We start from the raw sequence: 23,733 nt of genomic DNA on the forward strand, positions 1-23,733 counted from the left end.
GAGAGCGAGCGTGCCCACCGGGAAACAGGCAGGCCCACCGGAGAGCGGGGACGGTCCCGTCGCCCCTCACCTGTGCCCCGCCCGCGCGCCCGTCAGGCCGCATGGTCGCGGCGTGGTTCCGGCATGTGCGGCCGTTCCTTGCTCGATCCGCTCACCTCGGCGGTCAGCTCGGTGACCAGCCGGACGAGGTCGGTGGGCCGCTCCGGCCCCCACCAGTCGCCCAGCAGTTCGGCGAGCGAGTCCTCGCGGGCCTGGGCGAGCTGGACCACGGCCTCCGCCCCCTCGTCGGTGAGGACCATCTGCACCCCCTCGCGCCGGGCCAGACCGCGCTCCTCCACCTGGCGTGCCGCTTCGCTGATCACCCTGAGGGGTACGGGGGCGACATCGGCGAGCCGGGCGGGTTCGACGGTGCCGTGCCGCTTGATCCGGAGCAGCAGCCAGCTGGCCGCGGGCAACAGGTCGTAGCCCGCCCGCTCGGTGATCTTCACGTAGATCTCGCGGCGCCCCTCGCGGGTGGCGAGCACCGACAGGGCGCGGGCGCATTCGTCGTACGAGGAACGCTCCACCGGGTTCGACGCCAGGGTCTGGGTGGTGTCGGGGGCGGTCACCGAGCCCCGCAGCTTGTCCTCCTTGAGGAACCAGGTGAAGGCGAAGGCGACCAGGACGACGGGGGCCGCGTACAGGAAGACATCCGTGATCGAACTCGAATACGCGTCGAGGATCGCGGGGCGCAGATCGGCGGGAAGCCGGCCGATGGCCCGCGGGTCGGCGGCCAGCCGGTCCGCGCTGACCCCTGACGGCAGCGAACGGCCCTGGAGGGCGTCGGCGAGGTTGCCGCCCAGCCGGCTGGTGAAGATGGCGCCGAAGATGGCCACGCCGAACGAGGCGCCGATGGAGCGGAAGAAGGTCGCGCCCGAGGTGGCGACGCCCAGGTCCTCGTAGGTCACGGCGTTCTGCACGACCAGCACGAGGACCTGCATCACCAGCCCGAGCCCGGCTCCGAAGACGAAGAAGTAGACGCTCATCTCCAAGGTGGAGCTGGACGCGTCGAGGCGGTGGAGCAGCAGCAGACCGGCCGCGGTGAGGGCGGTGCCGGCGACGGGGAAGATCTTCCAGCGGCCGGTGCGGCTGACGAGCTGGCCGGAGCCGGTCGAGGTGATCAGCAGGCCGAACACCATGGGCAGCATGTGCACACCCGACATGGTCGGCGTAATGCCGTGCACCACTTGGAGGAACGTCGGCAGATAGGTCATCGCGCCGAACATCGCGAAGCCGACGACGAAGCTGATGACGGCGACGAGGCTGAAGGTCCTGATCCGGAAGAGCTTCAGCGGCAGTACGGGCTCCGCGGCGCGCCGCTCCACCACGATGAAGGCGATGAGCAGCAGCACGGCCAGTACGGAGAGGGCGATGATCTGCACCGATCCCCAGGCCCAGGTGTTCCCTCCGAGGGAGGCGACGAGGACCAGGCAGGTGGCGACCGAAGCGATGAGGAAGGTTCCGGCGTAGTCGATGGTGTGCTTGGTCTGACGGACCGGGATGTGCAGGACGGCCGCGATGGTGATCAGCGCGACGGCACCGATCGGCAGATTGATGTAGAAGACCCAGCGCCAGCTGAGCTGTTGGGTGAAGAAGCCGCCCAGCAGCGGTCCGAGGACACTCGTCACACCGAAGACCGCACCGAACAGGCCCTGGTACTTGCCGCGTTCGCGCGGCGGGACGATGTCGCCGACGATCGCCATGGACAGCACCATCAGGCCGCCGCCGCCGAGCCCCTGGAGGGCCCGGAAGCCGATCAGCTGGGGCATGTTCTGGGCAACGCCGCAGAGGGCGGAGCCGATGAGGAAGATGACGATGGCCGTCTGGAACAGCTTCTTGCGCCCGTACTGGTCGCCGAGCTTGCCCCAGAGCGGGGTCGCCGCGGTCGCCGCCAGCAGGTAGGCGGTGACGACCCACGACAGGTGGTCCAGGCCGCCGAGGTCGCTGACGATCGTCGGCAGTGCCGTGGAGACGATGGTCTGATCGAGTGCCGCGAGCAGCATGCCGAGCAGCAGTGCGCCGATGGCGACCAGAACGGTTCGCGTGGACCGTCCTTCGCCGGGAGCAAGGGGCGGCGGGCTCAGCTGCTGGGCCATGAGCATCTCCTCGGATCCGATACACCCCTATCCTTGCCGTTCTGTCCGTTTACGGCCTGCCGAGCGGCCCCAAAGCGTTGGGCTGCGCGGCGGCGGCCTGCATAATCGCAGCAGCTCTAGGGAGGGGACCCACTATGACCGGACATGCGTGCCCGGAGTGCGGCAGAGGACTCGCCGGACAGCAGCCGGTCACGGGGCAGGCGCCGCCGGGCCCGCGCGGCGGACCCGACGGATGTGTGTGCGGGGCGGGGGCCGCACGGCTCACCGGGGAGGAGCGGCGGGCCGCACGCGCCGCGGAGACCGCCGCGGCCGAGGACTTCGATCCGCTGCGGATCAGGCCCTACGTGCAACTGGGCGGCGACGGCACGGCTCCCGGCCGCCGGGGCTCCGGTGCCGCCCGCGACGGCGGCCGGGACCGGGGGCACGGCGAGGGCCATGAGGCGGCCACCGGCCCCGGCCCCGATGACGCCCGCCGCTACGGCGCGGGGCCCGGCCCGGTCCAGGGCCGTGCGGCACCCGGCACCGCGGACACCACGATGCCGCTGTTCCCGGACACCGGGATGCCGCGATTCCCGGCCGGCGCGCCGATGGAGGGCGCGGCGTACGAGGCGGGACGCGGAGCGGCGTACGGGGACATGGACGCGACGGCGGCGCAACCGCGGTACGCCGGGGGGCCGGACGGGGCCAACCGGCGCACCGCCACCTTCGGCGCCGTCACGGGGCCGGGCATCGACCCGGACGCCGACCCGGTCCAGCCCCGCCGCCGAGGACCGTTCACCGTCCTTGCCGTGGGGGTGGCCGTGGCCGCCGTGGTCGGCATCGCGGCGTTCGCCGGGGGGCTGTTCAGGGGGGACGACAACCAGGACGAGGCCCTGCCGGAGACGGCGGCGAGCGCCCCGTACGCGGGCGGCGGCCCGGCGGCTTCCGTTTCGGAGTCCGCAGCCGCCTCACCCTCGCCGTCCCGCTCGGCCCGGGTGTCGCCCTCGGCGTCGGCCACCGGGTCCGCGTCACCGTCGGGGAGCGCGGAGCCGACCCGTTCCGCCTCGGCGTCGGCCTCGCCGGCCACGCCCGCCCCGTCCCTCTCGGCAGCCACGAAGACACCGGGCGCACCGTCGGCCGCACCGCCCGCGCAGCTGACCGGCCCCACGCTGCGGCCCGGCGACCACGGCCCCGAGGTGGCCGAGCTCCAGAACCGCCTGAAGGAGGTCTGGCTCTACCAGGGGCCTTCGAATGCCGACTACACGGACCGGGTCGAGGAGGCCGTACAGGTCTACCAGTCGTACAAGGCCATCCGGGGCGACCCGGCGGGGGTGTACGGGCCGAACACGCGGCGGGCGCTGGAGGCGGAGACGAGCGGGCGCGGCGGGCACTGACGCACGGGGAGAGGGGCGGCGGGGCACTGAGGCACGAGGAGAGGGCGGCGGCGGGGCACTGAGGCACGAGGAGAGGGCGGCGGCGGGGCGGGATTCGCATTCCGGGGCAGCTTTTTGTATCGTGATGGAACAAAGTGGCCTCCGCTCGCACTCCCTGACCGGCGGGCGGGGCCGCTCTTGTACGCCACCCGCGTCGCCTCTCACCGGGGTGCACGCGAATCCCCCCGCGCTCAGGAGCCAGCCGATGTCGGCCACCGTCCTCACCGCACGCGCCCTCCTTCTGGACATGGACGGCACCCTCGTGAACTCCGACGCCGTGGTGGAACGCTGCTGGCATCGCTGGGCGCTGAAGCAGGGCCTCGACCCGGTGTCCGTACTCAAGGTGGTCCACGGCCGGCAGGGGTACGCCACGATGGCCGTCCTGCTCCCGGACCGCCCCATGGAGCAGAACTACGCGGAGAACCGGGTCATGCTCGCCGAGGAGACCGCCGACGTCGACGGTGTCGTCCCGATCGGGGGCGCGCCCGCCTTCATGGCAGCACTCTCCACCCTCCCGCACGCGCTCGTGACCTCGGCCGACGAGGCGCTCGCCCGCGCCCGGATGACGGCGGCGGCCCTGCCGATGCCCGCCGCCCGCGTCACGGCCGAGCAGGTCGGCGCCAGCAAGCCGGACCCCGAGGGCTTCCTGAAGGGCGCGGCCGAGCTGGGCTTCGACGCGGCCGACTGCATCGTGTTCGAGGACTCGGAGGCGGGTGTCGCGGCCGGCCGGGCAGCCGGCATGCGCGTCGTGGGCGTCGGCCCGCGCGCCGCAGCGCTCTCCCCGGACGCCCATGTCGAGGACCTGACGCAGATCCGGGTGGAAGCCGCGGACGACGGTTCGATACGCCTGCACATCAGCGCCGCCTGACGGCCACCCGCGCTCCTCCCCGCTCCCCCTCCCGGGCCTTCGCGGGCTCTCCCGGGCTCAGTCGCGGGCCCTCCCGGACTCAGTCCCGGTGCAGCCGTCCTCGCGCCACCAGCTCCAGCACCAGCGCGACGGCCACCACCTGCACCGCCATCAACGCCACGAGCACGAACAGCTGCACGGCGCCCGCCTCCACAGGTGAGGCGCCGCCCAGCAGCATGCCCACGAACGCCCCGGGCAGGGTGACGAGCCCCACGGTCCGGGTCTGATCGAGCCCCGGCAGCAACGCGTCCGCCGCCGCGGGCCTGGCGATCTCCAGCCGGGCGTCCCGGTCCAGCAGCCCGAGCGCCATCCCCGCCTCCACCTCCCCGTGCCGGGTCCCGAGCTCGTCCAGCGCGCGCCGGCCACCGAGCACCGTGGCGGTGAGCGCGCCCCCGATGAGGATGCCGGTGATGGGGATCAGGGCGATGCCCCGGACCTGGACCAGCCCGGTGAGCAGCAGGACGCCCACCACCGGCAGCACCCCGGCACCGATCGGCAGGGCCGCCCAACGCCAGCTTGGATTGCCCGTGATCCGGCGCCCCGCGGTCCACACCGCCACCACGAACATCAGCGCCACGAAGCCGAGCAGGGGCGCCAGGGAGTGGACGACCCAGCCGATGACCAGGGAGACCACGCCGAGTTGAGCCGCGGCCCGCAGCCCGGCGACGACGATCTCGCGCGAACGGCCCAGCGAGGCCCACGCGGCGACGACGGCCGCGAACGCCAGAAGCAGGGCGAGGACGACCCCGAGCGTGATGGTGACCGGTAGCAGCACGCGGCCACCCTATGGCCGTCCCGCGGAACCGGAAGACCGCGGAACCGGAGGACGGCAGGACCACCGGACCGCCCGTACGCCGGAAACACTGACCCCCGGAGCACCGGACCGTCAGGACGGCCCAACCACCATCAAGGCGACGTGAACCGCCGGACCGTCGGTCAACGGATCATCAACTCCCATACCCACCAAGACCCCACGCCGATCAGCACAAACTTCGGAGTGAACGTCAGACCGAACCGCATGACCCCTTGATGTGACGTGCGCATGTCGCCACCCTGTTACCTGGCGCCCCCCTCACAGAAACCTGGCGCCGCCACGATGGCCGGGCTTCACAGGCCGCCCGTCCAAGGTCCCCCCACATCAAGGGAGTTCGCATGTCTGGTGTCTACGCGCGTCGTATCGCCGTCGCCGCTGCATCCGCCGCACTCGCCGCCACCTCCGCACTGCTCACCGCGCCGACCGCGCAGGCCGCCATGCCCACCCCGGTCAGCGCCGCCACCGCCCGCACCTACCTCGGCGAACTCACCGTCGGGGCGGAAGGTTCCTCCAGCGGCTACAGCCGTGACAAGTTCCCCCACTGGATCACCCAGTCGGGCGCCTGCAACACCCGCGAAGTCGTCCTGAAGCGCGACGGATCGAACGTCCAGCAGGACTCCAGCTGCGCGGCGGTCAGCGGCAGTTGGTACTCGGAGTACGACGGTGCCACCTGGACCGCCGCCTCCGACCTGGACATCGACCACATGGTCCCGCTCGCCGAGGCCTGGCGTTCCGGCGCGAGCGGCTGGACCACGGCCCAGCGCCAGTCCTTCGCCAACGACCTGACGCGCCCGCAGCTCATCGCGGTCACGGACAACGTCAACCAGGCCAAGAGCGACAAGGACCCGGGCGAGTGGCTGCCGTCGCGCAGCGCGTACCTGTGCACGTACGCGCGCGCCTGGGTGCACGTGAAGCACTACTACGACCTGAGCGTCGACGCGACGGAGAAGAGTGCGCTCCAGTCGGCCCTGAACAACTGCTGACCCACCGGGCAGAGCGGGCGGCACCGGCGCCACGGGCCCGGTAGTCCGCACCGCCGCCCGCATCGCCGCCCCGCACGGTGAACCGCCCCGCACGGCGGCGGATCACCGTGCGGAACCGTTACGCCTCCCCTCGGCGTTCCGTACCGTACGGGCCATCCGCCACGGGGCCCGCCCGTGACCGGATCACCCGTCACGGCGGTACGAGGAGGGCACCACATGGCCGGGCTGCGCCTGGGACCACTGCTGCGGTACGTCGACTGGGAGACAGGCTCCAGCGCGACCGTCTGGGTCGAGACCGACCGCCCCTGCACCGTCGAAGTCCGGTGCGCGGACGGGGCGTCGGGCTCGTCCCCGACGTTCGCGGTCGCCGGACACCACTACGCGCTGGTGGTCGTGACGGGGCTGACGCCCGGCTCGACGACGGCGTACGAAGTACTGCTCGGCACCCGGCGGGTGTGGCCGCCCGAGGAGTCCCGTTTCCCCGCGAGCACGATCACCACCCCCTCCGTCGAGGGCGGGGGTGCGGACGGGACGGGGGCCGGGCAGCGGGACGTCCGGGTCTCCTTCGGCTCCTGCCGCTGGGCGGCCGCCCCCGCGGGCGGGCGTGACCCCGTGGGCCCGGACGCCCTCGACACCCTGGCCGGACACCTCGCCGCCGACCCCGACGCCGTACGCCCCGACGTCCTGCTGCTCCTCGGCGATCAGGTGTACGCCGACGAGACGTCCCCGGCGACCCGGCGCCGGATCGCGGCGCGCCGCGATCCGAACGAGCCACCGGGCGCGGAGGTGGCCGACTACGAGGAATACACGCACCTGTACGACGAGTCCTGGCGCGACCCCGAGGTGCGCTGGCTGCTCTCCACGGTCCCCAGCTGCATGATCTTCGACGATCACGATGTCATCGACGACTGGAACACGAGCGCCGCCTGGCAGACGGACATCCGGTCCACCCCCTGGTGGCACGAGCGGATCGTCAGCGGGCTGATGTCGTACTGGGTCTATCAGCACCTGGGCAACCTCTCCCCCGCCGAGCTGGCCCGGGACCCGTTGTACGCGGCGGTCCGGGCCACACCGGACGGCACCGAACCGCTGCGGCTCTTCGCCGCCCGGACGGACGCCGACCCCGCCCTCACACGCTGGAGCTACCGACGTGTTTTCGGCCGAGTACGGCTGCTGATGGTGGACACCCGGGCGGCCCGTGTTCTCGACGAGCGGCAGCGGGCGATGCTCGACGCCGACGAGGCCCGCTGGCTGCGGGAGGAGGCCCTCGCCGACCCCGGTTCGTACGACCATCTCCTGATCGGCAGCTCGCTGCCGTGGCTGCTGCCACCGCTCATCCATGACGCCGAGAGCTGGAACGCCGCACTGTGCCGCGGCGAGCGGGGCGAGCGCTGGGCGCGCCTCGGCGAGAAGCTGCGCCGGGCGTCCGACCTGGAACACTGGGCGGCATTCCCGGAATCCTTCCGCCAGTTGACGGAGCTTCTGCGGGAGGCGGGGAGCGGCCCGGACGCCCCTGCGACGATCTGCGTGCTTTCAGGTGATGTGCACCATGCGTACATCACCGAGCCCGAGTGGCCCGCGTCCACCCCGGGCGGCCCCCCGGACGCCCGCATCCTCCAGCTGACCTGCTCTCCTGTCCACAACTCGATTCCCGCCACGATCAGGACGGGGTTCCGTTTCGGCTGGAGCCGCGCGGGCCGGCGGCTCGGCCGGGTGCTGGCACGGCACGGTCGCACGGGCACGCCGCCGGTGCGCTGGCGGAAGTCGGGCGGCCCCTGGTTCGGCAACCAGTTGATGACGCTCACGCTCCATGGCCGGAAAGCTGCGCTGACATTGGTTCAGGCCAGAGAGAACACCGCAGGTTCCCAGCTGGAGACGGTTCTGGAGCGATCGCTCACCACCGAGGAGTAGTCGATTTTCAGACAGTCGACAGAATGTTGAACTTGCAAGCACTGGTGAGGTCTCCCTAACCTGGTGCGCTCAATCGGTTCACGTCCCCACCAGACCGAAGGAGCCCTCCCCCCATGCTCGAATCGCTCAACCGGGCCCAGCCCTACTCGATCAGCCTGTTCCGCCTCGTCGTCGGCTTCCTCTTCGCCTGCCACGGCGCCGCCTCACTCTTCGGAGTGCTCGGCGGCGCCATGGGCGGCGGGACCCTGCCGGCCGGCACCTGGCCGAGCTGGTACGCGGCCCTGATCCAACTGGTCTGCGGCACCTTGGTCGCACTCGGCCTCGGCACCCGTGCGGCCTCGTTCCTCGCCTCCGGCTCCATGGCGTACGCGTACTTCACGGTGCACCAGCCGAACGCGCTGTTCCCCCTGCAGAACGGCGGCGAAGCGGTGGTCTTCTTCTGCTGGGCGTTCCTCCTGCTGGTCTTCACGGGCCCAGGCGCCCTGGCGCTGGACCGGCTGTTCTCCGCACGGGCCGCTCGCGTACGCAGCGACGAGCGCCCACGCGAGCACGCACCGGCCGTCACGGCCTGACCCCATCCCCGCATGCGGCGCCCGGCTCCTCCGCGACGGCGGGGAGGAGCCGGGCGCGCCTACGGGCACCCGCCCACCCCCGCTCCCGGCCGGGCGGTCAGCCGCGGATCAGCCTTGAGCCCGAGTGCGCCTCACACCCGCCCGTACGATCCGAACGGCACCGTGAAGCAGGCGGCCCGCTCCCCCGCGCCGCCGGCCGCGTCGTGAATGATCACCGACCTCGCCCCGCCCTCCCGGAAGCCCCAGCCGTGCCGGGCCCACGCCGAACCGTTCCCGTGCCGGTCCGTCCGGAAGTCGAGCCAGACCTCGTTGTCCGGGTCCGCGGTCGCCGAGGCGCGGTGCTGGTAGTGCGGCCCCGCCGCCTTCGGATCGGCGCCACAGGGCGCGGTGTGCACATGCATCCCGTAGACACGGTTCGGGACGAGCCCGCGCAGCCGCGCCGCGACCCGGGTCCCGAAGTAGTCCGACCGCTGCTCGACGGCGATACGGGCGGCCGCCGGGACGAGCTCCATGTCATAGGTGACGGCACTGGAGGGAACGAACGCGTTCGGCGGGGAGAAACGTCCCTCGACCCGCATGTCGAACCCCCGCCCTCCGACGCCACCGCCCGGACCGGCGCCCAGCGTCCCTCCGGCCCCGGCCCGCTGCGCTCCCCCGCTCCCTTCGGCCCCGCTGACACCACCGGTCAGCATCACCAGGGCCGCGGCTGCCGCCAGCGCCCCCGATCCCGCCCGTCCCACCCGTACCGCCGCTCGTACCGTCATCCGCTGCTCCTCGCTCTCGCCGGACCGTTTCCTCCCGGCCCTAACGACGGCGCACTCCCCGAGGTGTACGTGAGCTGCACAACATCACCCGCACTTGGTGATCTCCGGGTAAACAGCGGGCGTACGCTGTACAGCTGACCCTGCCGCCCCTGCCGCTCCCCTGCGACGTCGCGGCGTCGACACGAATCGGGGAGTAGTAGGTGCTTGAGAGTGTGGGCGCGCTGACCAGCAGCCCATGGATCTACGCGGTGGTCGCCCTCTCGGTGCTCCTGGACGTCTTCGTGCCCCTCCTGCCCAGTGGTGTCCTGGTGATCACGGCCGCGACGGCCGCCGCCGCGGGCTCCACCACGGTCAACGGCGCCGCCGGTGAAGCGACCCAGCAGGTGCCGTCGCTGCTCGTGCTGACCCTGAGCGCGGCCACCGCATCGGTGCTCGGCGACCTCGTCGCGTACCGCCTCGCCTGGCGCGGCGGCGACCGGCTGGACCGGGCCATCGCCCGCTCACGCCGCCTCACCACGGCTCAGGAACGTCTCGGCGCGGCACTCAACCGCGGCGGCGGCGCGCTCGTCGTCATCGCCCGTTTCGCCCCGGCGGGCCGTTCCGTCGTCTCCCTGGGCGCGGGCGCCGCCCACCGCAAGGCGAAGGAATTCCTGCCGTGGTCGGCGCTGGCGGGCGTGGCCTGGGCCGGCTACAGCGTGGGGCTCGGCTACTTCGGCGGCCAGTGGCTGGGGGCGACCTGGTTCGGGACGGCTGTCTCGGTGCTGGCCCTGTTCGTGGCGGGCGCGCTGGCGGCGCTCCTCATGCGGCGCCCGGCAGCGGCGGCGGCAGCCGCAGTCGCGGCCGTACCCGCCCAGGCACCGGCCACCGTGTCCCCACCGGTATCGGCGCCCGCCGGTCCCTGACGAGCACCCGCCCCGTATCTCCCCGAGCGATCACCCTCTGGCGGCGCCCCTGACCTCCAGGCCGTCGAGCAGCTTCATCGTGGCTGCCGTGATCTCGTCGACGGCCCGGTCGAAGACCTCCCGGTTGTGCGCGGCGGGCGCACGGAACCCGGACACCTTGCGCACGTACTGAAGGGCAGCGGCGCGCATGTCCTCCTCGGTGGCCTCTTCGGGGATGGCTGGCGGACGAAGGGTCTTGATACTGCGGCACATATCTCCATTGTGTACCGCGTCACTGACAACACCCCGGCCCGCGTCACCGCCTGCGCACAACACGGTCACGGAGCGTTGACGGTGACGATGTGGCCCTGGACATCGACCGTGAGGGCAACGCGCTCGACGCGATTCGTGACGGCCAGCCCCAGCCACACGACACCCCACACGAGGCAGGAGAAGACGGTCAGGAAGGCATGCAGCACATGGTTCACCGGCTGCCCGCGCACGAGCACGACCTGTGTCCCGGACCGCGACTCCACCCGCCACCCGCTCGCGATCCGCTCACTGACCACCCAGTCGAGGATGAGACCGCGCTGCACGTCGTCGGGCGGCTCACCGACGTAATAACCAGGAGGCGGCTCGATCGAGACCCACCCCCGCGACGCACGTCGAGGCTTCACGGGGCTCACCTCCAGGTGTCGAGGTCGCCGCCTCGCCATTCGATCAAGTGCGGCTGGTCCAGCTCCACGACCCGATCCGCACCCGACGCCAGCCCCGCCTCCCGCAGAAGCGCGGCCACATCACCCCGCCCGTGCGCCAGCCCGACGATCTGACCACGCACGGTGACCCGCCGCCCACCGGTCGGCGAGGGCGGATGAACGATCACAGGCGGATGTCCGGCCATGCCTCCACGGTGCCCCGCCCACAGCCGGACCGCATCCCGACGGGGACGACGCGATCACGGACGGGGGTGTTCACGGGGTGCTGCGGGGCACCAGGGACGGGCGCCTCGCACCACGGCAGATCTCAGACCGCGGCCGGACCGGCCCCATGCCGCGCGTAGACCCGCCTCATCTGATCGATCCAGAACTCGTCCTTCTCGTCCCTCGACGCACTGAGGGGCAGCAGCCGGAGTTGCTTGGCCAACTGGTAGAAACCGGGACCGGCGTCGTTGGCGCTCAGATAGTTCACGAGAGCGGAGATCATGAGCGGCGGCTTGGAGGGCGAGAGCTCCTGGTCCCGCTCCACGATCAGCCCCAACAGGTACCCCATGGCGGCCCGTTCGTCGGCACGCTCGAAGTCGAAGGTCCTGCAACCGGTTCGCCTGCTCAAAGTGACGTTGAGCTCGGTGTACGAGGTCGTCTTGCGAAGTTTCGCCCGCTCGACGAGGAACTCCCGTCCGGCACCGACGAGTAGATCCCACTCACTGTCCGCGCGACCATATGCAGGCATCCTGCCCCCTCCGAGCCCTACAGATCCGTACGCGGAAGGTACAGGGGCGGCGAACGGCCCACAACGAGACGTAATCCAGGGGTGGTTGCTGTGGCGGCGCTGAACGCTCTCGAATCGAGGCGACCCGCCCCCTGCTCCTACGCCGATGGCCGCTCCCGGGCAGGCAGACCCAGCTCCGCCCTCGCCGCGTCTTCAATCGCACGCCCGCACTCAATCGCTTGAGCAACCAGCCGATGACGGTATGCCACTCTTTCCGTCTCGCTGTCGTACGGCTCGTGCTCCACGTTCCCCACCAACTCCATGGCATCGTCGATCGCCGCCTGTAGCGCCCGGTCGGCGAGGAATCGCGCCTCGTGAAGCTGGTCGCGGTAGGCACCGCATGCGTCGTTCAGCGGCGAGTCGGGATCGTCCCGGCGCTGCCCGAACGTGATGAGAGGGACGATGTGCACGACGAAGTTGCCGCTGGTGCGGACCAGAGTGGAGTACTTCTCCCTGCGCAGATCCGTGAGCCAATGGGCATGCTCGGCCGCAGCCTGTTCCTGGACCTGACGCCGTGTAGCGGCAGCCGTGCTCTCGGCCGCGATCCGAGCCCCTCGAACGGCGGCGTACCCGCCCGCCGCCGCACCGCCGAGCGCACCGGCCATGCCCACAATTCCCGCGACGAGAGCGGCGACCCCTTGATCCATGGGGCAAGTGTGCCGCCGCGCCGGGGATGATGCTGCGATTCTCATGGCCGGGTCGCGCAGGGCCAGTTCAAGAACACGATCCCCCGCGTGCGCGGGGATGGCCCCTTCCGGCGACGTGGAGAAGATCGGCCCGTTCGGATGGTCCCCGCTTCTGCGGGGTTGGCCCCTTCGGGCGGAGGGGGCCTTTCGCGCGTCAGGCGTCGACCGTGGCCACGGTGAGGCGGCCTTCCTGCTGCTCGGCCCAGGCCGCGTGCTCCAGTGCGATCAGTTCGGCGGTGAGTTCGATATTCGCCACGGGCCGGATCGTACGCCGCTGATCAGGGGTTGAATGGCTGCGCCTCGTGTGCGGCGGCGATCTGATCGATCCGGGCCGCCAGGTCGAAGTCGGCCTCGGTGAGCCGGTGCCCGGCGTCATGCGTCGTGATACCGAAACGGACGTGATCCCACCGCAGATCGATGTCCGCGTGGTGGCCGATCAGGCGCTCGATGTCGGCGACGTGCACAATCATCGCGATGCCGCCGTGGTAACGGATTCCGAACCGGCGCGTGATCTCGTTCCCGTCGCGCACCCACCCCGGTAGTCCGGCCAGCCGCGCGGCGATTTCCTCATCCGTGAGCGGGTCCATGGCCACGATCAGCTCCTATCAGTCACGGGTGCCAAAACCTCCGTCAGGTCCCGGCCGACCGGTGCATCCTGCCACGGGCGCATCGTCCGCTCCAGGGTGACCAACTCCCCGCGCATCCGCGCCGATCGCGTCTCTACGGCGATCGTCGCCACCGTCCGGGCGATCTCCACCGCCTGATCCGGCTCCTGCGCGGCAGCCGCTGCGGTCGCCTGCCGGGCCAAGTACACCCCGCGGTCCCGGCGGGCCGTTTCCGGCACCCCGTCCAGGACCTGCGCCCACAGTGAACCGGCCTCCACGCCGAGCCCGAGGCGTCCGTAGCAGGTGGCCCGTTGCACCTCCAGGTATCCGGGAGTCCGCCGGCAGGCGTTACCCCACGGCAGGTCGTCATCGACGCGGGGCAGTAGCCGGTCGGCCTGGTCGAGCAGCTGGTCGACGGCCCGCCGCTCCCCGACGAGGCTTGCCCCGTGGGCCTGCTGCTGCATCGCCATGATCCGCACCTTCGGCATCAGCCGGTCCGAGTCGTCAAGGGCGGCCTCGCACAGGTCGACGACCGCTTGTCCGTCGCCAAGGTCGGTACGGACCTGCGCCTGGTTCACCAGCGAATACCCGATGAGATGCGGGTCCCTGGACCGTATGGCGATCTCCTGCGTGATCCCGCGCCAGAAGCTCGCACCATCCATATCGCCGGCGTCTTGGTACAGCCAACCGACGAGCGCCGCATAGGCGGCACCCGCGCGCAGCAGGCTTTGGCGCGTCTCGCCCTTCGCGGACCGCACCAGCTTGTCGATCAACTGGTACTGGGCGGACACCGTACCGATCAGGTCATGGGGGCCGAGGAACATGTCGGCCCGGTAGTGCCCTTCCAGCTGCTGCTGGAAGTAGTCGACCAGAGCAGGGTCGACATGCTGCGGCGCGACCGGTCCGGCAACGAGTGCGGCGGCGGTCACGGAGGCAAAGGTGCGGCGACTCACCTGTTCCTCTTCGTGGTGCTCGGGCCGGATCCAGCCCGGCGGGGTGGTGAAGCCCAGGTCCTCGGGCCAGCGGCCAAGGGCGTCATGCAGCACGATCGCTGTCTCCTCCGCCGGCCACCCGGGACGGTCGCCTTCCCACCGGCGCCACGTCCGCGCGGACACGGTGAACTGGCGGTCGTCCAGGAGTTGCTGCCCGTGCTCGGTGACCGTGGTTGCGGCGGCCTCGACAGTCCTCCAGCCGCGGCGGAGGCGGGCGCCGCGCAGCGCGTCGTTGCGGCCCATGAGTCCAGTGTGGGGTGTCATCGTTCGCGCTCCCAGCCATGGCCGCCACGTGGCCACGCGTGGCCATCCGACGACCTATTACCTACTTGGCGTGCGCACCCATCATCGAGGGGTGACAGCGGGCTGTGCAGCGAAACGGCTGGAAGCCCCCCTCTATCAACACAGGGAGCTTTCGTGTCTGCACCCGTAGAGATGCCGCTGCCCAGCCCCGAGCCTCTCTCTGATGCTCAGCAGCGCGGCGCCGCGTGCGTGTGGTGCGCGGCGCCGCTCGGCACTGACCTGGGTGTCGACCTCGGCGAGCAGCGGGTCACTCCCGCTACCGGTGCCGCGTACGCGTGGTTTCCCCGTGAGTGTGTGGATGTGCTGGCGTGCTCGGTGCGGAGGGCGGCCCGGTGATGGCGCCGACGCGGCGGCGGACCGGGTTCCCGCCGCCGGAGCGCGCGTATCTGGCCTATCTCGGGCACACCCTCGCGTGTGCCACCTGCCGTACGGGAGCGTTCTGCGGGACGTTCATACGGCTCGGCCGCGCCTGGCGGGAAGCACGCCGATGAACACGCCCATCGGGTACGGGTACTGCTGGGCCGAGAACCCCGGCACCTACGCCCGATGCACCCAGCCCCCCGGCCACACCGGCCCCCACTACGACTGGCGCCCCCAGCGAGCACAGGGAATGGCCGAACACCCCGGACGGCGTGGGGAGGGGGTCCGAGTGAAGTGTCACCACAGCGGCGGCGTCCACGACTTCCCCGTCGAGACCGAGGACATGGCCTGCTGCCCCGAACACGGGATCACCCTCCTGTGGCACGGCCAACCGATCACGAACACCGAACTGGCCCAAGCGGCAGCCGCCGGGGCCCGGCTCGATGACGTGCTGGCACTGGCCGAGCAGCTTCGCGGCGACACGCACAGCGCCCCCTGCCGCGCAGCACAGCAACCCCACCTCGCCGACGGCCACGACCACTGCCGGCGCCCCGACTGCGCCTGCCCCTGCCACACCACCTGAACGGAACCACCATGCACAGCGCGACGCTTCCCACCCCGACCGCGAACGACGAAGGCGGGCAGGGCTGCTCCGGATGCGGCACCACGAAAGGTGGCTGCCACGACCCGAACCGGCACGGACTCCGGTGACCGGCCGGGCCACTCGCGTCGATCCGGTTGTACGTAACCCGGTTCATCGCGATGCGCAGGGCTGCCTCCTCCTGCGTCAGACCAGTAGTGAGGCGGGCAGCGCGGATGTGGTCTCCGATGGCCCGATGACGGGTGAAGGGATGGCCGCGTCGTTGTGGCGCCGAATTCAGCTGCTGATCTGCGCTGTTGTCGCCATCTCATGGGAGAGATTCGGGAGATGCAGCCCTGTAGTGGGGAAGTAGCCAGTGTGTAGTCAGAGCGGTGGCGAAACGTAGGAATGACAAATCCCCAGGTCACGTACGCCCTGACCTGGGGATTCACCTTTACCTTGGTCGGCGCGGACGGTTTCGAACCGCCGGCATCTGCTTTGTGAGTTCGCCCCCAGCCCGCTTCCGCTGGTGTCGTCGGCTGGTGCGGCGGACGGACCGAGTGGCTGACGTACGCTCCCGGCCGATGTCGTTGATGTCGGTGGCATCACAGCGGACTTCCCGAAGCACACGGGCGGTTCTGGCCTTTGCCTCAGAGCCAGTCGAAGCAACCCCATGCGCGTGGGCTGCCTGGAATGAGGTCACGAAGCCTGTGTCGCCTTCTTGAAGACTTCGAACACGGCCAGGTAGTTCTTGCCGCTGTAACCCTCGGAGATCGCCTGCTCGGCGATCGTCTTCATCAGCCGGGGCTGGTCGGAGTGAATGCCCTGCTCCACACAGGTGCGGGTGATGTGTTCAAGCGCGTTGAGGTTCATCTCCATGGTTCCCACGTCGCCGGGGTAGTTGCTTTTGTCCAGGTCGGGAGCCTGCTCGGTGAGGGTTGAGTCCACCACCGAGGGCATGAACCAATTGAGGGCGAGATCGGCGAAGGTGACCGCCGATACGTTGGCTGACCCGACCAGCGCCGTGGCGTGCAGAAAGCCGTTCATGGTTGCGTACATCATGCCGAGCAGTGCCGCGTTGTACAGCACCGCCAGGCTGGGGTCGGAGCCCAGGTACCGGGGGTCGCCCATCCTCGCCAGCGTCGCCCGGTGCTCGTCGAAGACATCCTGTGAACCGCTGTAGAGGAAGACGGACTCAGGGTGCCCGACGAGCGGCGGCGGCACCATGATCGCGCCGTCCAGATAGCCCATGCCTCGCTCGGTTGCCCAGCTGACCGCAGCGTGCGCCTCATTCGGCGTACCGGAGTTGAGGTTCACCATTACGCGGCCCTTCAAGGCGCTACCAGCGGAGCCGAGGACCGCGTACATCGTCTCGTAGTCCTTCAGGCACATGATCGTGACAGGGCTCGCGGACACCGCCTCGGCGACGGTCCCGGCGCGGTGGACGCCCTTGGTGACGAGGCTGTTGGCCTTCTCCGGGGTGCGGTTCCAGACGGTCGTGGGGTGGCCGTGTTCCAGAAGCGTCTCGGCGAGGGCGAGGCCCATAGGACCGAGGCCGATGACGGTAACGGGTGCGTGCTGCGGGCTTGCTGATTGCTGGTTCGTCATGCGGAATAGACTGCTGTCTCACATCGGTGTGAGAGTCAACTGAATGTGGGGGTCGTCACTTGCGCATGGGGGAGCTCTCCCGGCGGACGGGGGTCAGCCAACGCCTGCTGCGTTATTACGAGGAGCAGGGGCTGCTCGAACCATCGCGGCGGCCAAGCGGATATCGCGAGTTCACGGAAGAGGACATAGCCACAGTGCGGGGCATCCGCATGCTGCTTGGCGCCGGTCTCAACACCGCCACGATCGCCGAACTGATGCCCTGCATGGTCGATGACGGGCAGACCCTGGCGCCGGCCTGTTCCGGCATGCTGCCCGACCTGAACCGGGAACGTGAACGCATCGACGAGGCAGTGGCCGGCCTGTTGGCCGCGCGGGACACGCTGGACGCCGTCATCGCCGCCACGGCTCCGACCGGAGGCGGCGACCCGGAAGCCTGCTACGCGGCCGGTGCCGCAGAGCGGCCCGGCGACGCCACTGCGGTACCGCTCGGCATCAGGTCTGACTAAGGGCTGTCCCGTAATCCTTGGTGGATCAGCGCACGGTGTCGGACGCGGTGCATCGCAAGGCGGAGGGACGTCCGCATACGGGATGTATTCGGGCGTTCCGTGCTCGTGCTTCGAAGAAACGTCAGAAATGGAACACGTTGCCCAGCCAGAGCCGGTCAGTTCTCAACTGAACTGGAATTGACCCATCGCTTCTCCCCTCCTGCGATCGTCTGCGAAGACGGTACAGCGGGCCGAAGGCAGGAGCGCGGGCGCAGCCAGAGCCGGGAAGCGCGCCCGGCGGAGCGCAGCCGGGTGCCTTGATCAGGTAGAGAAACCTGCAACAGCTCCCGATGGCCGGAGGTGACGTCTTGGCAGCTCCGCGCGGGCATGGTGCGCTGCTGCGCGCCCCGGCTGACCGCCGCCGGCGTCGCTCCCCGCGTCGTGATGGAGATCCTCGGGCACAGTCGGGTCGCGGTCACGTGAACCTCTACGCCCACGTCGTGCGGGACACGCAGCGTGAGGCCGTGAGCCACCTCGACCGCATACTGAGGCGGCAGCGTCCCGACCGTGGCTGACCGCACCCGTTGATGCCAGAAGTAGACGCCGAAGGCCCCCAACCATGATCGGTTGGGGGCCTTCGTACTGGTGGGCGCGGACGGTTTCGAACCGCCGACATCTGCTTTGTAAGAGCAGCGCTCTACCCCTGAGCTACGCACCCGTGGATGAGGCAACAGCGTACATGGCTCAGGGCCCCCGCTCACAAACCGGTTCCGTGGGCCCGGTGCTGGCGGTTCTGTGGGAGGGCGCATGGGGGCGGCAGGGGGGATATCCCCACCCCGGAGACGGTAGCCGTCCGGATTCTCGTCGGGGGCGGCGGTGCATACGGTGAAGCCGCACCGGTCACGCGGGACGTGCCGGGAAGCCGCGCCGGTCGCGGCGGCGCATCGGGCAGGACCAATCCGACCGCATCACCTGGGGGACCGATCACCGTGGAATTCCGTACACGTGCTCACCGCGCTACCCGTGGCATCAGCGGCACCCGTGGGGGCGGTGTGCCCTTCCGGGGGCGTGGGGCCCGGAAGGGGCGGGCGGTTCTCGTCGGTGGTGGGGCCGTCCTGATCGCCGTGGCGCTCAGTGGCTGTGGGACCGACGTCGACAGTGCCCCGGTCGAGCGCAAGGCGTTCGGCATCGAGGGCCGGACGCTGACCGTCGTGTCCGAGAACTCCACCATCGAACTCGTACCCGCCGACGTGGAACAGGTCGAGGTGGAGCGGCAGGTCGACGGGTGGGTGGTGCTGGGCAGCGGGCCCAACGCCTCCTGGCGGATGGTGGACGACACCCTGACGCTCAAGGTGACGTGCGACGCCCTGACCAGCAACTGCGACTCCCTGCACCGGGTGAAGGTGCCGCGCGGGGTGAGCGTGAAGGCGGGCTCGGACAACGGGCGGGTCAGCGCCGCCGGGTTCGATACCCCGCTCGACCTCTCCTCCGACAACGGCGGAGTCGTCGTACGGGACTCGCGCGGGCCCCTGAAGCTGGTGAGCGACAACGGTTCCGTCGTCGCGGAGAGGATCTCCGGCACGTCCGTGATCGCCCGGTCGGACAGCGGCTCGGTCCGGCTGGGGTTCAGCACCGTGCCGGATCTCGTGGACACCGTCAGCGACAACGGGGGCATCACCATCGACCTGCCGCCGGGGAAACGGGCGTACGCCGTGAACGCCTCGGCCGACAACGGCGACGTCTCCGTGCAGGTGGCCCGCAGCGACAGCAGCCCGCACGTGGTGAAGGCCCGCAGCGACAACGGACAAGTCACCGTGCGAAGCGCGAACTAACCGGCCCGTGTGTTCGTCCTTACCTGGTGGGAGAATGTACCGGGCAGGGCGAAACAGCACGGGAGAGGGATGTGACGGCGACACACGCGCGGCCGCAGGCAAGAGCGGGTGGGAGTTCCGCCGTCCAGGGGGTCCGGGACGTGGTGGCGCTGATGCTGCTGCCGGTGCCCCTCCTCGTCGCCGCGCTGCCCGCCTCCTTCGCCGGCGGCGGTACGCGCCGCTGGTTCGGCGGGCGCGGGGAGAGCCAGCGCGCCGACGCGCAGGCGGCGAAGGACGCGGCCGCCGAAGCCTTCTACGAGCTGGACACCGCTCAGCGCGACCTCCGGATCTCGATCGAGACGATCACCGCCGTCGACAGTTCCCCGCGCGGCCGCAAGGCTGCGGACGACTTCGCCGCGCTCGGGCGGCGCATCGACGAGGTCAGCCATGCCTACATCACGGCCGTCGACGCGCACGACCTCGACCGGGACGATCTGGAACCGTCCGTCGCCACCCACGCCCGGACCGAGCTGACCCGGGCCAAGGACGATCTCGTACGGGTCAAGGGCGAGCTGGACCGGTTCGCGCAGGGGCTCGGTCCGCTGCTCGGCAGTGCGGAGACCCAGCTCGCCCGGCTCGTGCCCGCCGTGGAGCGGGCCCGGCAGGCGCTGCTCGGCGCGAGCAACGCTCTCGACGCGGTGCGGGCGTCCGGGCTGCGGGCGGACGATCTCGCGGCACGGCTGGCGGCCCTCGCCCCGGAGCTGACCAAGCTCAATCAGGGCGCCGGCCGGCACGGGGTGGCGGAGACGCTCCAGCGGGCCGACACGGTGCTGCGTGACGCCGAGGCGGTACGGGCCGAGGCCGAGCGGCTGCCGGAGCGCGCCGCCGAGATCGACCGGCGGCTGGTGTCGCTGCGTACCCGCGCCCAGGCGCTGACGACGCGCGCGGGATCGGTCGAGCCGGTGCTCAGCGAGTTGCGGCGACGGTTCTCGGCCGCGTGCTGGCAGGACCTCCAGCCCGTCCCCGAGCAGGCGTCGGTGAACATCCGGCAGGCCGAGGAGAAGCTCGCCGAGGCCGCCAAGGCCCGGGACGAGCAGCGCTGGCCCGACGCCATCTCCCTGCTGAGCACGGTCCGGGCCCTGCTGAACGCGACCGATGAGGCGGTGTCCGCCGCGGGTGACCGGTTGCAGCGGCTGGACGCCGTGGCGAAGGACCCGGAGCAGGAGATCCAGCGGACCCGGTTCGCCATCCGGGACGCCCAGCGGCTGGCCATGGCCGGACGCAACACGCCCGATCCGCGCCACGCCCGGCCACTGGACGACGCCGTGGCCCGGCTGGACCGTGCCATCAGCGGCCTTGAGGGACGGCACCCCGACTACTGGCACTTCCTGACCGAGACCGAAGCCGTGCGGCAGACCGCGGCGCGGGTGGTCTCCGAGATCCGTGAGGAGCGCGGGGCCGGAGCCTGAGGCGGAGGCGGGGCGGAGGCGGAGAGGGCGAAGCCCGAGCCTGAGACGGAGAGCGCGAGGCCCGAGCCTGAGACGGAGAGCGCGAGGCCCGAGCCTGAGGCGGACAGGGCGAAGCCCGGGCCTGAAGCGGACGGGGAAGGGGAGCCGAAGCGGGGCCGCGCATGGCCCGGCATCGCGCCGCCCCGCACACGTCGGCGTCCGATTTGTCCCATGGTCGTGGGTGGCCGATCCTGGAAGTACGCGGCTTCACAGGAGGCCGAAGGAGACCGACATGGCCATCCACGCACGTCATGAACCTCGCGCACCCCTCGTATCCCGCCCCGGGCTGCCGCACTCCGTTCGGCGGCGCACCGGCATCCAGCTCGACGAGCACCTCCCGGTCGACCACCGGCTCAGCCAGGTCTACCGGATCGGAGCCGGGCTGACCGGGCTGGTGCTGCTCGCCTTCGGCATCCTCGGGCTGATCGACAGGATCGGCTTCTTCGACACCGGCGGCGACACGGTCGCGGGCCTCAACACCAACGGTGCGCTCAGCGTGCTGTCCATCTGTGTCGGGCTGCTGCTCTTCGTCGGAATGGTCATCGGCGGCAACTTCGCCTCCACGCTCAACATGGTCCTGGGCATCGCCTTCATCCTCAGCGGATTCGTGAATCTCGCGCTCCTGGACACCGGGATGAACTTCCTCGCCTTCCAGATCCAGAACGTGCTGTTCAGCTTTGTGGTGGGCGTGATGCTGATGTTCTTCGGGATGTACGGGAGGGTGAGTGGCGGCTTGCCGCACGACAACCCGTACTGGCGCGCCCGACACCCGGAACAGGCCGCCCACGAGGCCCGCCGCGGGCGGCCGCCCCTCACCGTGCCGGATGCCCACAGGTAGGCCGCCCGGACCGGGCCCACACCTTCGGGCGTAGCCCCGTACCGGCGTTGGCCCGAAGGGCCGTCCCGTCATCCCTGGTGGATCAGCGCACGGCGTCGGATGCGGTGCATCGCAAGGCGGAGGAACGTCCGCATACGGGATGTATTCGGGTGCTCCGACAACGCCGCGAGGTGCCGTAGCCGTCGTCGTGCGCCCGCCAGGAATTACGGGACAGCCCTTAGCCTGGGGCCATGCCTCGCTATGAATTCCGCTGCCGCACCTGCGGAGACACATTCGAACTCAGCCGCCCGATGGCGGAATCCTCCGACCCCGCCGCCTGCCCCGCCGGGCACGACGACACCGTGAAGCTGCTCTCCACCGTGGCCGTGGGCGGATCGGCCACGTCCGCGCCCGCCCCGTCCGGCGGCGGAGGCGGAGGTGGTGGCTGCTGCGGCGGCGGTTGCTGCGGCTGAGACCCGGGCGACGAACGCCTCGATACCGGCGGGGGCGGGCCGGCGCGCTACTTCTTACGGGAGAGCGTCAGCCCGTCCGCGACCGTCAGCAGCACGCTGTCCATCCGGACGTCGGCGCCGACGTGGTCGTTGAACTCCTTGATCGCCGCCGCTCCCCCGGTCGCCTCCGGGTCCGTGACCCCGCCGTGGAACAGCACGTTGTCCGTGGCGATGACTCCGCCGGGGCGCATCCGGGGCACCAACTCCTCCCAGTACGGGATGTAGTTGCCCTTGTCCGCGTCCAGGTAGGCGAAGTCGATGTGCGGCTCGGACGGCATCGCCCGCAGGGTGTCGAGGGCGGGCGCGATGCGCAGGTCGACGCGGTCGGCGACGCCCGCCTTCGCCCATGCCTCCCGGCCGTACGCCGTCCACTCATCCGAGATGTCGCAGGCGATCAGGCTCCCGCCCGCCGGAAGCGCCTGCGCCATCGCCAGGGCGCTGAAGCCGGTGAACGTGCCGACCTCCACGATGTGCCTGGCGCCGGTCAGCCGGACGAGGAACGCGAGCAGCGGTCCCTGTTCCGCGGCCGACTGCATCCCGGCGTGGTCGGGAAAGCGCGCGTAGGTGGTCTCCACCAGCTCGCGCTGGACCGCGTCAAGCGGCGGGTTGTGCGCCAGCATGTACGCGTACAGCTCGTCCGTGATCCTGGTGTCGTTGCCCTTGGTCATCGCGCGTCGCTCCTTCGTGCGGTCGGTCTCTCGTACGCAGCTTGACCAGCCCGGGGCCGCCACGCCCGGAAGCCCGGCCCTACGCCGTGTCCGTGCCCAGGAACCGGCGCAGGATCTCCTCGCCCGCCGCCACCCCGCTCTCGCCGAGTGCCTCGACGTGGGGGGCGCTCCAGCCGCTGTCCGCGAGTTCTCCGTGGCCGGGGCGCCAGCCGCGGTCGGCGGCCAGCAGCAGGTCGGCGTCGAGGAGCGAGTCACCGGCGGCGAGGGTGAGCGTGGCGCCGCAGCGGCGGGCGACCTCCCGCATCGCGGCGCTCTTGGTGAGGGGCCGGGGCACGGCGTAGATCTTCCGGCCCTGGAGCGAGACGGTCCAGCCACGGCCGTCCGCCCACTCCGCCAGCTCCTTCACCCAGTCCTCGGGCAGCAGCGCGCGCTCGACGACGAGGTAGGCGAAGAGGTCCTCGGCGACCCGTTCCTTGAGCAGCCACGTCGGGTCGGCGGCGGCGACGAGGTGGGCCCGGACCTCGGCGAGCGAGGCGCATTCGTCGGCGAGCCGGGTCGCCACCTGCGCCTGCCAGTCCGGGTCGGAGACCCCGTCGACCAGGAGGTGCCCGCCGTTGGCGCAGATGGCGTAGCGGGGGGCCGGGCCGGGAAGGTGGATGCGGTGGTACTGCTCGCGGGTACGGGTGGTGGCCGGCACGAAGACCGTCGAACGGGCCACGTCCCGCAGGAGTCCGGCCGCCGTCTCCGTCAGGTAGGAGAGCGGCTTGTGGTCGTACACCTCCACGCACAGCAGCCGGGGGGCCTCTGCGTCCGGCACGGTGAGGTGGAGCGCCCCGGAGGAGTAGATGAGGGTGCGGTCGAGGTCGCTGGCGACCATGGTCACCGCGCCGTCCCCGGTGGAGGTCGCGGCGGAGGCCCCGGTCGGCGTCCC

The 23,733-nt window shown here is 70.9% G+C and carries 26 protein-coding genes and 1 tRNA gene; 13 read left to right on the plus strand and 14 right to left on the minus strand.

The window, feature by feature from the left end:
• Window positions 1-92: 92 nt before the first annotated feature.
• Entirely contained in the window at window positions 93-2,135 is a 2,043-nt protein-coding gene (locus tag OG251_RS11280) for an MDR family MFS transporter (protein WP_326677035.1), read from the minus strand.
• 134 nt (window positions 2,136-2,269) lie between these two features.
• Here OG251_RS11280 and OG251_RS11285 point away from each other — a divergent pair, with 134 nt between their 5' ends.
• Together OG251_RS11285 and OG251_RS11290 are read left to right on the plus strand one after the other, a co-directional pair.
• A complete protein-coding gene (locus OG251_RS11285) occupies window positions 2,270-3,508 on the plus strand; it encodes a peptidoglycan-binding domain-containing protein (protein ID WP_326677036.1) in 1,239 nt (412 codons plus the stop codon).
• Between the two features lie 244 nt (window positions 3,509-3,752).
• Window positions 3,753-4,415 carry an HAD-IA family hydrolase gene (locus OG251_RS11290; protein ID WP_326677037.1) on the plus strand — a complete coding sequence of 221 codons (663 nt, stop codon included), beginning with the start codon at window positions 3,753-3,755 and terminating at the stop codon, window positions 4,413-4,415.
• Window positions 4,416-4,494: 79 nt separating this feature from the next.
• Here the strand turns inward: OG251_RS11290 and OG251_RS11295 are convergent, their stop codons facing one another.
• The gene (locus tag OG251_RS11295) at window positions 4,495-5,229 is read right to left on the minus strand and encodes an ABC transporter permease (RefSeq protein ID WP_326677038.1); all 735 of its coding nucleotides are present in this window, start codon (window positions 5,227-5,229) and stop codon (window positions 4,495-4,497) included.
• Window positions 5,230-5,606: 377 nt separating this feature from the next.
• Between OG251_RS11295 and OG251_RS11300 the strand changes: the two genes are divergently transcribed.
• The 3 genes from OG251_RS11300 (at window position 5,607) to OG251_RS11310 (ending at window position 8,734) form a co-directional block, all read left to right on the plus strand.
• Complete coding sequence (locus OG251_RS11300) at window positions 5,607-6,251, plus strand: HNH endonuclease family protein (RefSeq protein WP_326677039.1); 645 nt, start codon at window positions 5,607-5,609, stop codon at window positions 6,249-6,251.
• Between the two features lie 216 nt (window positions 6,252-6,467).
• Entirely contained in the window at window positions 6,468-8,162 is a 1,695-nt protein-coding gene (locus OG251_RS11305) for an alkaline phosphatase D family protein (RefSeq protein ID WP_326677040.1), read from the plus strand.
• Window positions 8,163-8,275: 113 nt separating this feature from the next.
• On the plus strand, window positions 8,276-8,734 hold the full coding sequence (locus OG251_RS11310) for a DoxX family protein (RefSeq protein ID WP_073724818.1): 459 nt from the start codon (window positions 8,276-8,278) through the stop codon (window positions 8,732-8,734).
• 131 nt (window positions 8,735-8,865) lie between these two features.
• Here OG251_RS11310 and OG251_RS11315 read toward each other — a convergent pair whose 3' ends face one another.
• Window positions 8,866-9,498, minus strand: a complete 633-nt coding sequence (locus OG251_RS11315) for a superoxide dismutase family protein (protein WP_326677041.1) — start codon at window positions 9,496-9,498, stop codon at window positions 8,866-8,868.
• Window positions 9,499-9,698: 200 nt separating this feature from the next.
• Here OG251_RS11315 and OG251_RS11320 point away from each other — a divergent pair, with 200 nt between their 5' ends.
• Window positions 9,699-10,400 (plus strand): DedA family protein, encoded by a 702-nt coding sequence (locus tag OG251_RS11320; RefSeq protein ID WP_326677042.1) that lies wholly within the window; start codon window positions 9,699-9,701, stop codon window positions 10,398-10,400.
• Window positions 10,401-10,430: 30 nt separating this feature from the next.
• Here OG251_RS11320 and OG251_RS11325 read toward each other — a convergent pair whose 3' ends face one another.
• From OG251_RS11325 to OG251_RS11355, 7 genes are all read right to left on the minus strand, one after another.
• Window positions 10,431-10,652, minus strand: coding sequence for a DUF2277 domain-containing protein (locus OG251_RS11325; protein ID WP_073724812.1), 222 nt, complete (start codon window positions 10,650-10,652; stop codon window positions 10,431-10,433).
• Window positions 10,653-10,717: 65 nt separating this feature from the next.
• The gene (locus OG251_RS11330) at window positions 10,718-11,056 is read right to left on the minus strand and encodes a hypothetical protein (protein WP_326677043.1); all 339 of its coding nucleotides are present in this window, start codon (window positions 11,054-11,056) and stop codon (window positions 10,718-10,720) included.
• Between the two features lie 5 nt (window positions 11,057-11,061).
• Entirely contained in the window at window positions 11,062-11,280 is a 219-nt protein-coding gene (locus OG251_RS11335; RefSeq protein ID WP_326677044.1) for a hypothetical protein, read from the minus strand.
• A 122-nt stretch (window positions 11,281-11,402) separates the two neighbouring features.
• Complete coding sequence (locus tag OG251_RS11340; RefSeq protein ID WP_326677045.1) at window positions 11,403-11,828, minus strand: hypothetical protein; 426 nt, start codon at window positions 11,826-11,828, stop codon at window positions 11,403-11,405.
• Window positions 11,829-11,965: 137 nt separating this feature from the next.
• Window positions 11,966-12,514 (minus strand): hypothetical protein, encoded by a 549-nt coding sequence (locus OG251_RS11345; RefSeq protein WP_326677046.1) that lies wholly within the window; start codon window positions 12,512-12,514, stop codon window positions 11,966-11,968.
• A gap of 317 nt (window positions 12,515-12,831) precedes the next feature.
• The gene (locus OG251_RS11350) at window positions 12,832-13,140 is read right to left on the minus strand and encodes a 4a-hydroxytetrahydrobiopterin dehydratase (RefSeq protein WP_326681223.1); all 309 of its coding nucleotides are present in this window, start codon (window positions 13,138-13,140) and stop codon (window positions 12,832-12,834) included.
• A gap of 8 nt (window positions 13,141-13,148) precedes the next feature.
• Complete coding sequence (locus OG251_RS11355) at window positions 13,149-14,393, minus strand: Twin-arginine translocation pathway signal (RefSeq protein WP_326677047.1); 1,245 nt, start codon at window positions 14,391-14,393, stop codon at window positions 13,149-13,151.
• Between the two features lie 174 nt (window positions 14,394-14,567).
• Between OG251_RS11355 and OG251_RS11360 the strand changes: the two genes are divergently transcribed.
• Together OG251_RS11360 and OG251_RS11365 are read left to right on the plus strand one after the other, a co-directional pair.
• Window positions 14,568-14,789, plus strand: coding sequence for a hypothetical protein (locus OG251_RS11360; protein ID WP_326677048.1), 222 nt, complete (start codon window positions 14,568-14,570; stop codon window positions 14,787-14,789).
• A gap of 151 nt (window positions 14,790-14,940) precedes the next feature.
• On the plus strand, window positions 14,941-15,396 hold the full coding sequence (locus tag OG251_RS11365) for a hypothetical protein (RefSeq protein WP_326677049.1): 456 nt from the start codon (window positions 14,941-14,943) through the stop codon (window positions 15,394-15,396).
• Window positions 15,397-16,092: 696 nt separating this feature from the next.
• On the opposite strand, the gene OG251_RS11370 is transcribed toward OG251_RS11365, so the two are convergent.
• On the minus strand, window positions 16,093-17,001 hold the full coding sequence (locus tag OG251_RS11370; RefSeq protein ID WP_326677050.1) for an NAD(P)-dependent oxidoreductase: 909 nt from the start codon (window positions 16,999-17,001) through the stop codon (window positions 16,093-16,095).
• 59 nt (window positions 17,002-17,060) lie between these two features.
• Between OG251_RS11370 and OG251_RS11375 the strand changes: the two genes are divergently transcribed.
• Entirely contained in the window at window positions 17,061-17,507 is a 447-nt protein-coding gene (locus OG251_RS11375; RefSeq protein WP_326677051.1) for a MerR family transcriptional regulator, read from the plus strand.
• A gap of 622 nt (window positions 17,508-18,129) precedes the next feature.
• On the opposite strand, the gene OG251_RS11385 is transcribed toward OG251_RS11375, so the two are convergent.
• Window positions 18,130-18,204 (minus strand) — tRNA-Val (locus tag OG251_RS11385).
• Window positions 18,205-18,538: 334 nt separating this feature from the next.
• On the opposite strand from OG251_RS11385, the gene OG251_RS11390 reads away from it, so the two are divergent.
• The 4 genes from OG251_RS11390 to OG251_RS11405 all read left to right on the plus strand — a co-directional run bounded on the left by OG251_RS11390 (window position 18,539) and on the right by OG251_RS11405 (window position 22,095).
• Complete coding sequence (locus tag OG251_RS11390) at window positions 18,539-19,318, plus strand: DUF4097 family beta strand repeat-containing protein (protein ID WP_326677052.1); 780 nt, start codon at window positions 18,539-18,541, stop codon at window positions 19,316-19,318.
• Window positions 19,319-19,389: 71 nt separating this feature from the next.
• Complete coding sequence (locus OG251_RS11395; RefSeq protein WP_326677053.1) at window positions 19,390-20,766, plus strand: hypothetical protein; 1,377 nt, start codon at window positions 19,390-19,392, stop codon at window positions 20,764-20,766.
• Between the two features lie 271 nt (window positions 20,767-21,037).
• On the plus strand, window positions 21,038-21,643 hold the full coding sequence (locus OG251_RS11400; RefSeq protein ID WP_326677054.1) for a DUF4383 domain-containing protein: 606 nt from the start codon (window positions 21,038-21,040) through the stop codon (window positions 21,641-21,643).
• Window positions 21,644-21,873: 230 nt separating this feature from the next.
• Window positions 21,874-22,095, plus strand: a complete 222-nt coding sequence (locus tag OG251_RS11405; RefSeq protein ID WP_326677055.1) for an FmdB family zinc ribbon protein — start codon at window positions 21,874-21,876, stop codon at window positions 22,093-22,095.
• Window positions 22,096-22,142: 47 nt separating this feature from the next.
• Here the strand turns inward: OG251_RS11405 and OG251_RS11410 are convergent, their stop codons facing one another.
• Window positions 22,143-22,802, minus strand: a complete 660-nt coding sequence (locus tag OG251_RS11410; protein WP_326677056.1) for an O-methyltransferase — start codon at window positions 22,800-22,802, stop codon at window positions 22,143-22,145.
• 79 nt (window positions 22,803-22,881) lie between these two features.
• Window positions 22,882-23,679, minus strand: a complete 798-nt coding sequence (locus OG251_RS11415; protein ID WP_326681224.1) for an HAD family hydrolase — start codon at window positions 23,677-23,679, stop codon at window positions 22,882-22,884.
• Window positions 23,680-23,733 lie beyond the last annotated feature (54 nt).

The organism is Streptomyces sp. NBC_01237 (assembly GCF_035917275.1).
Taxonomy (GTDB): Bacteria; Actinomycetota; Actinomycetes; order Streptomycetales; family Streptomycetaceae; genus Streptomyces.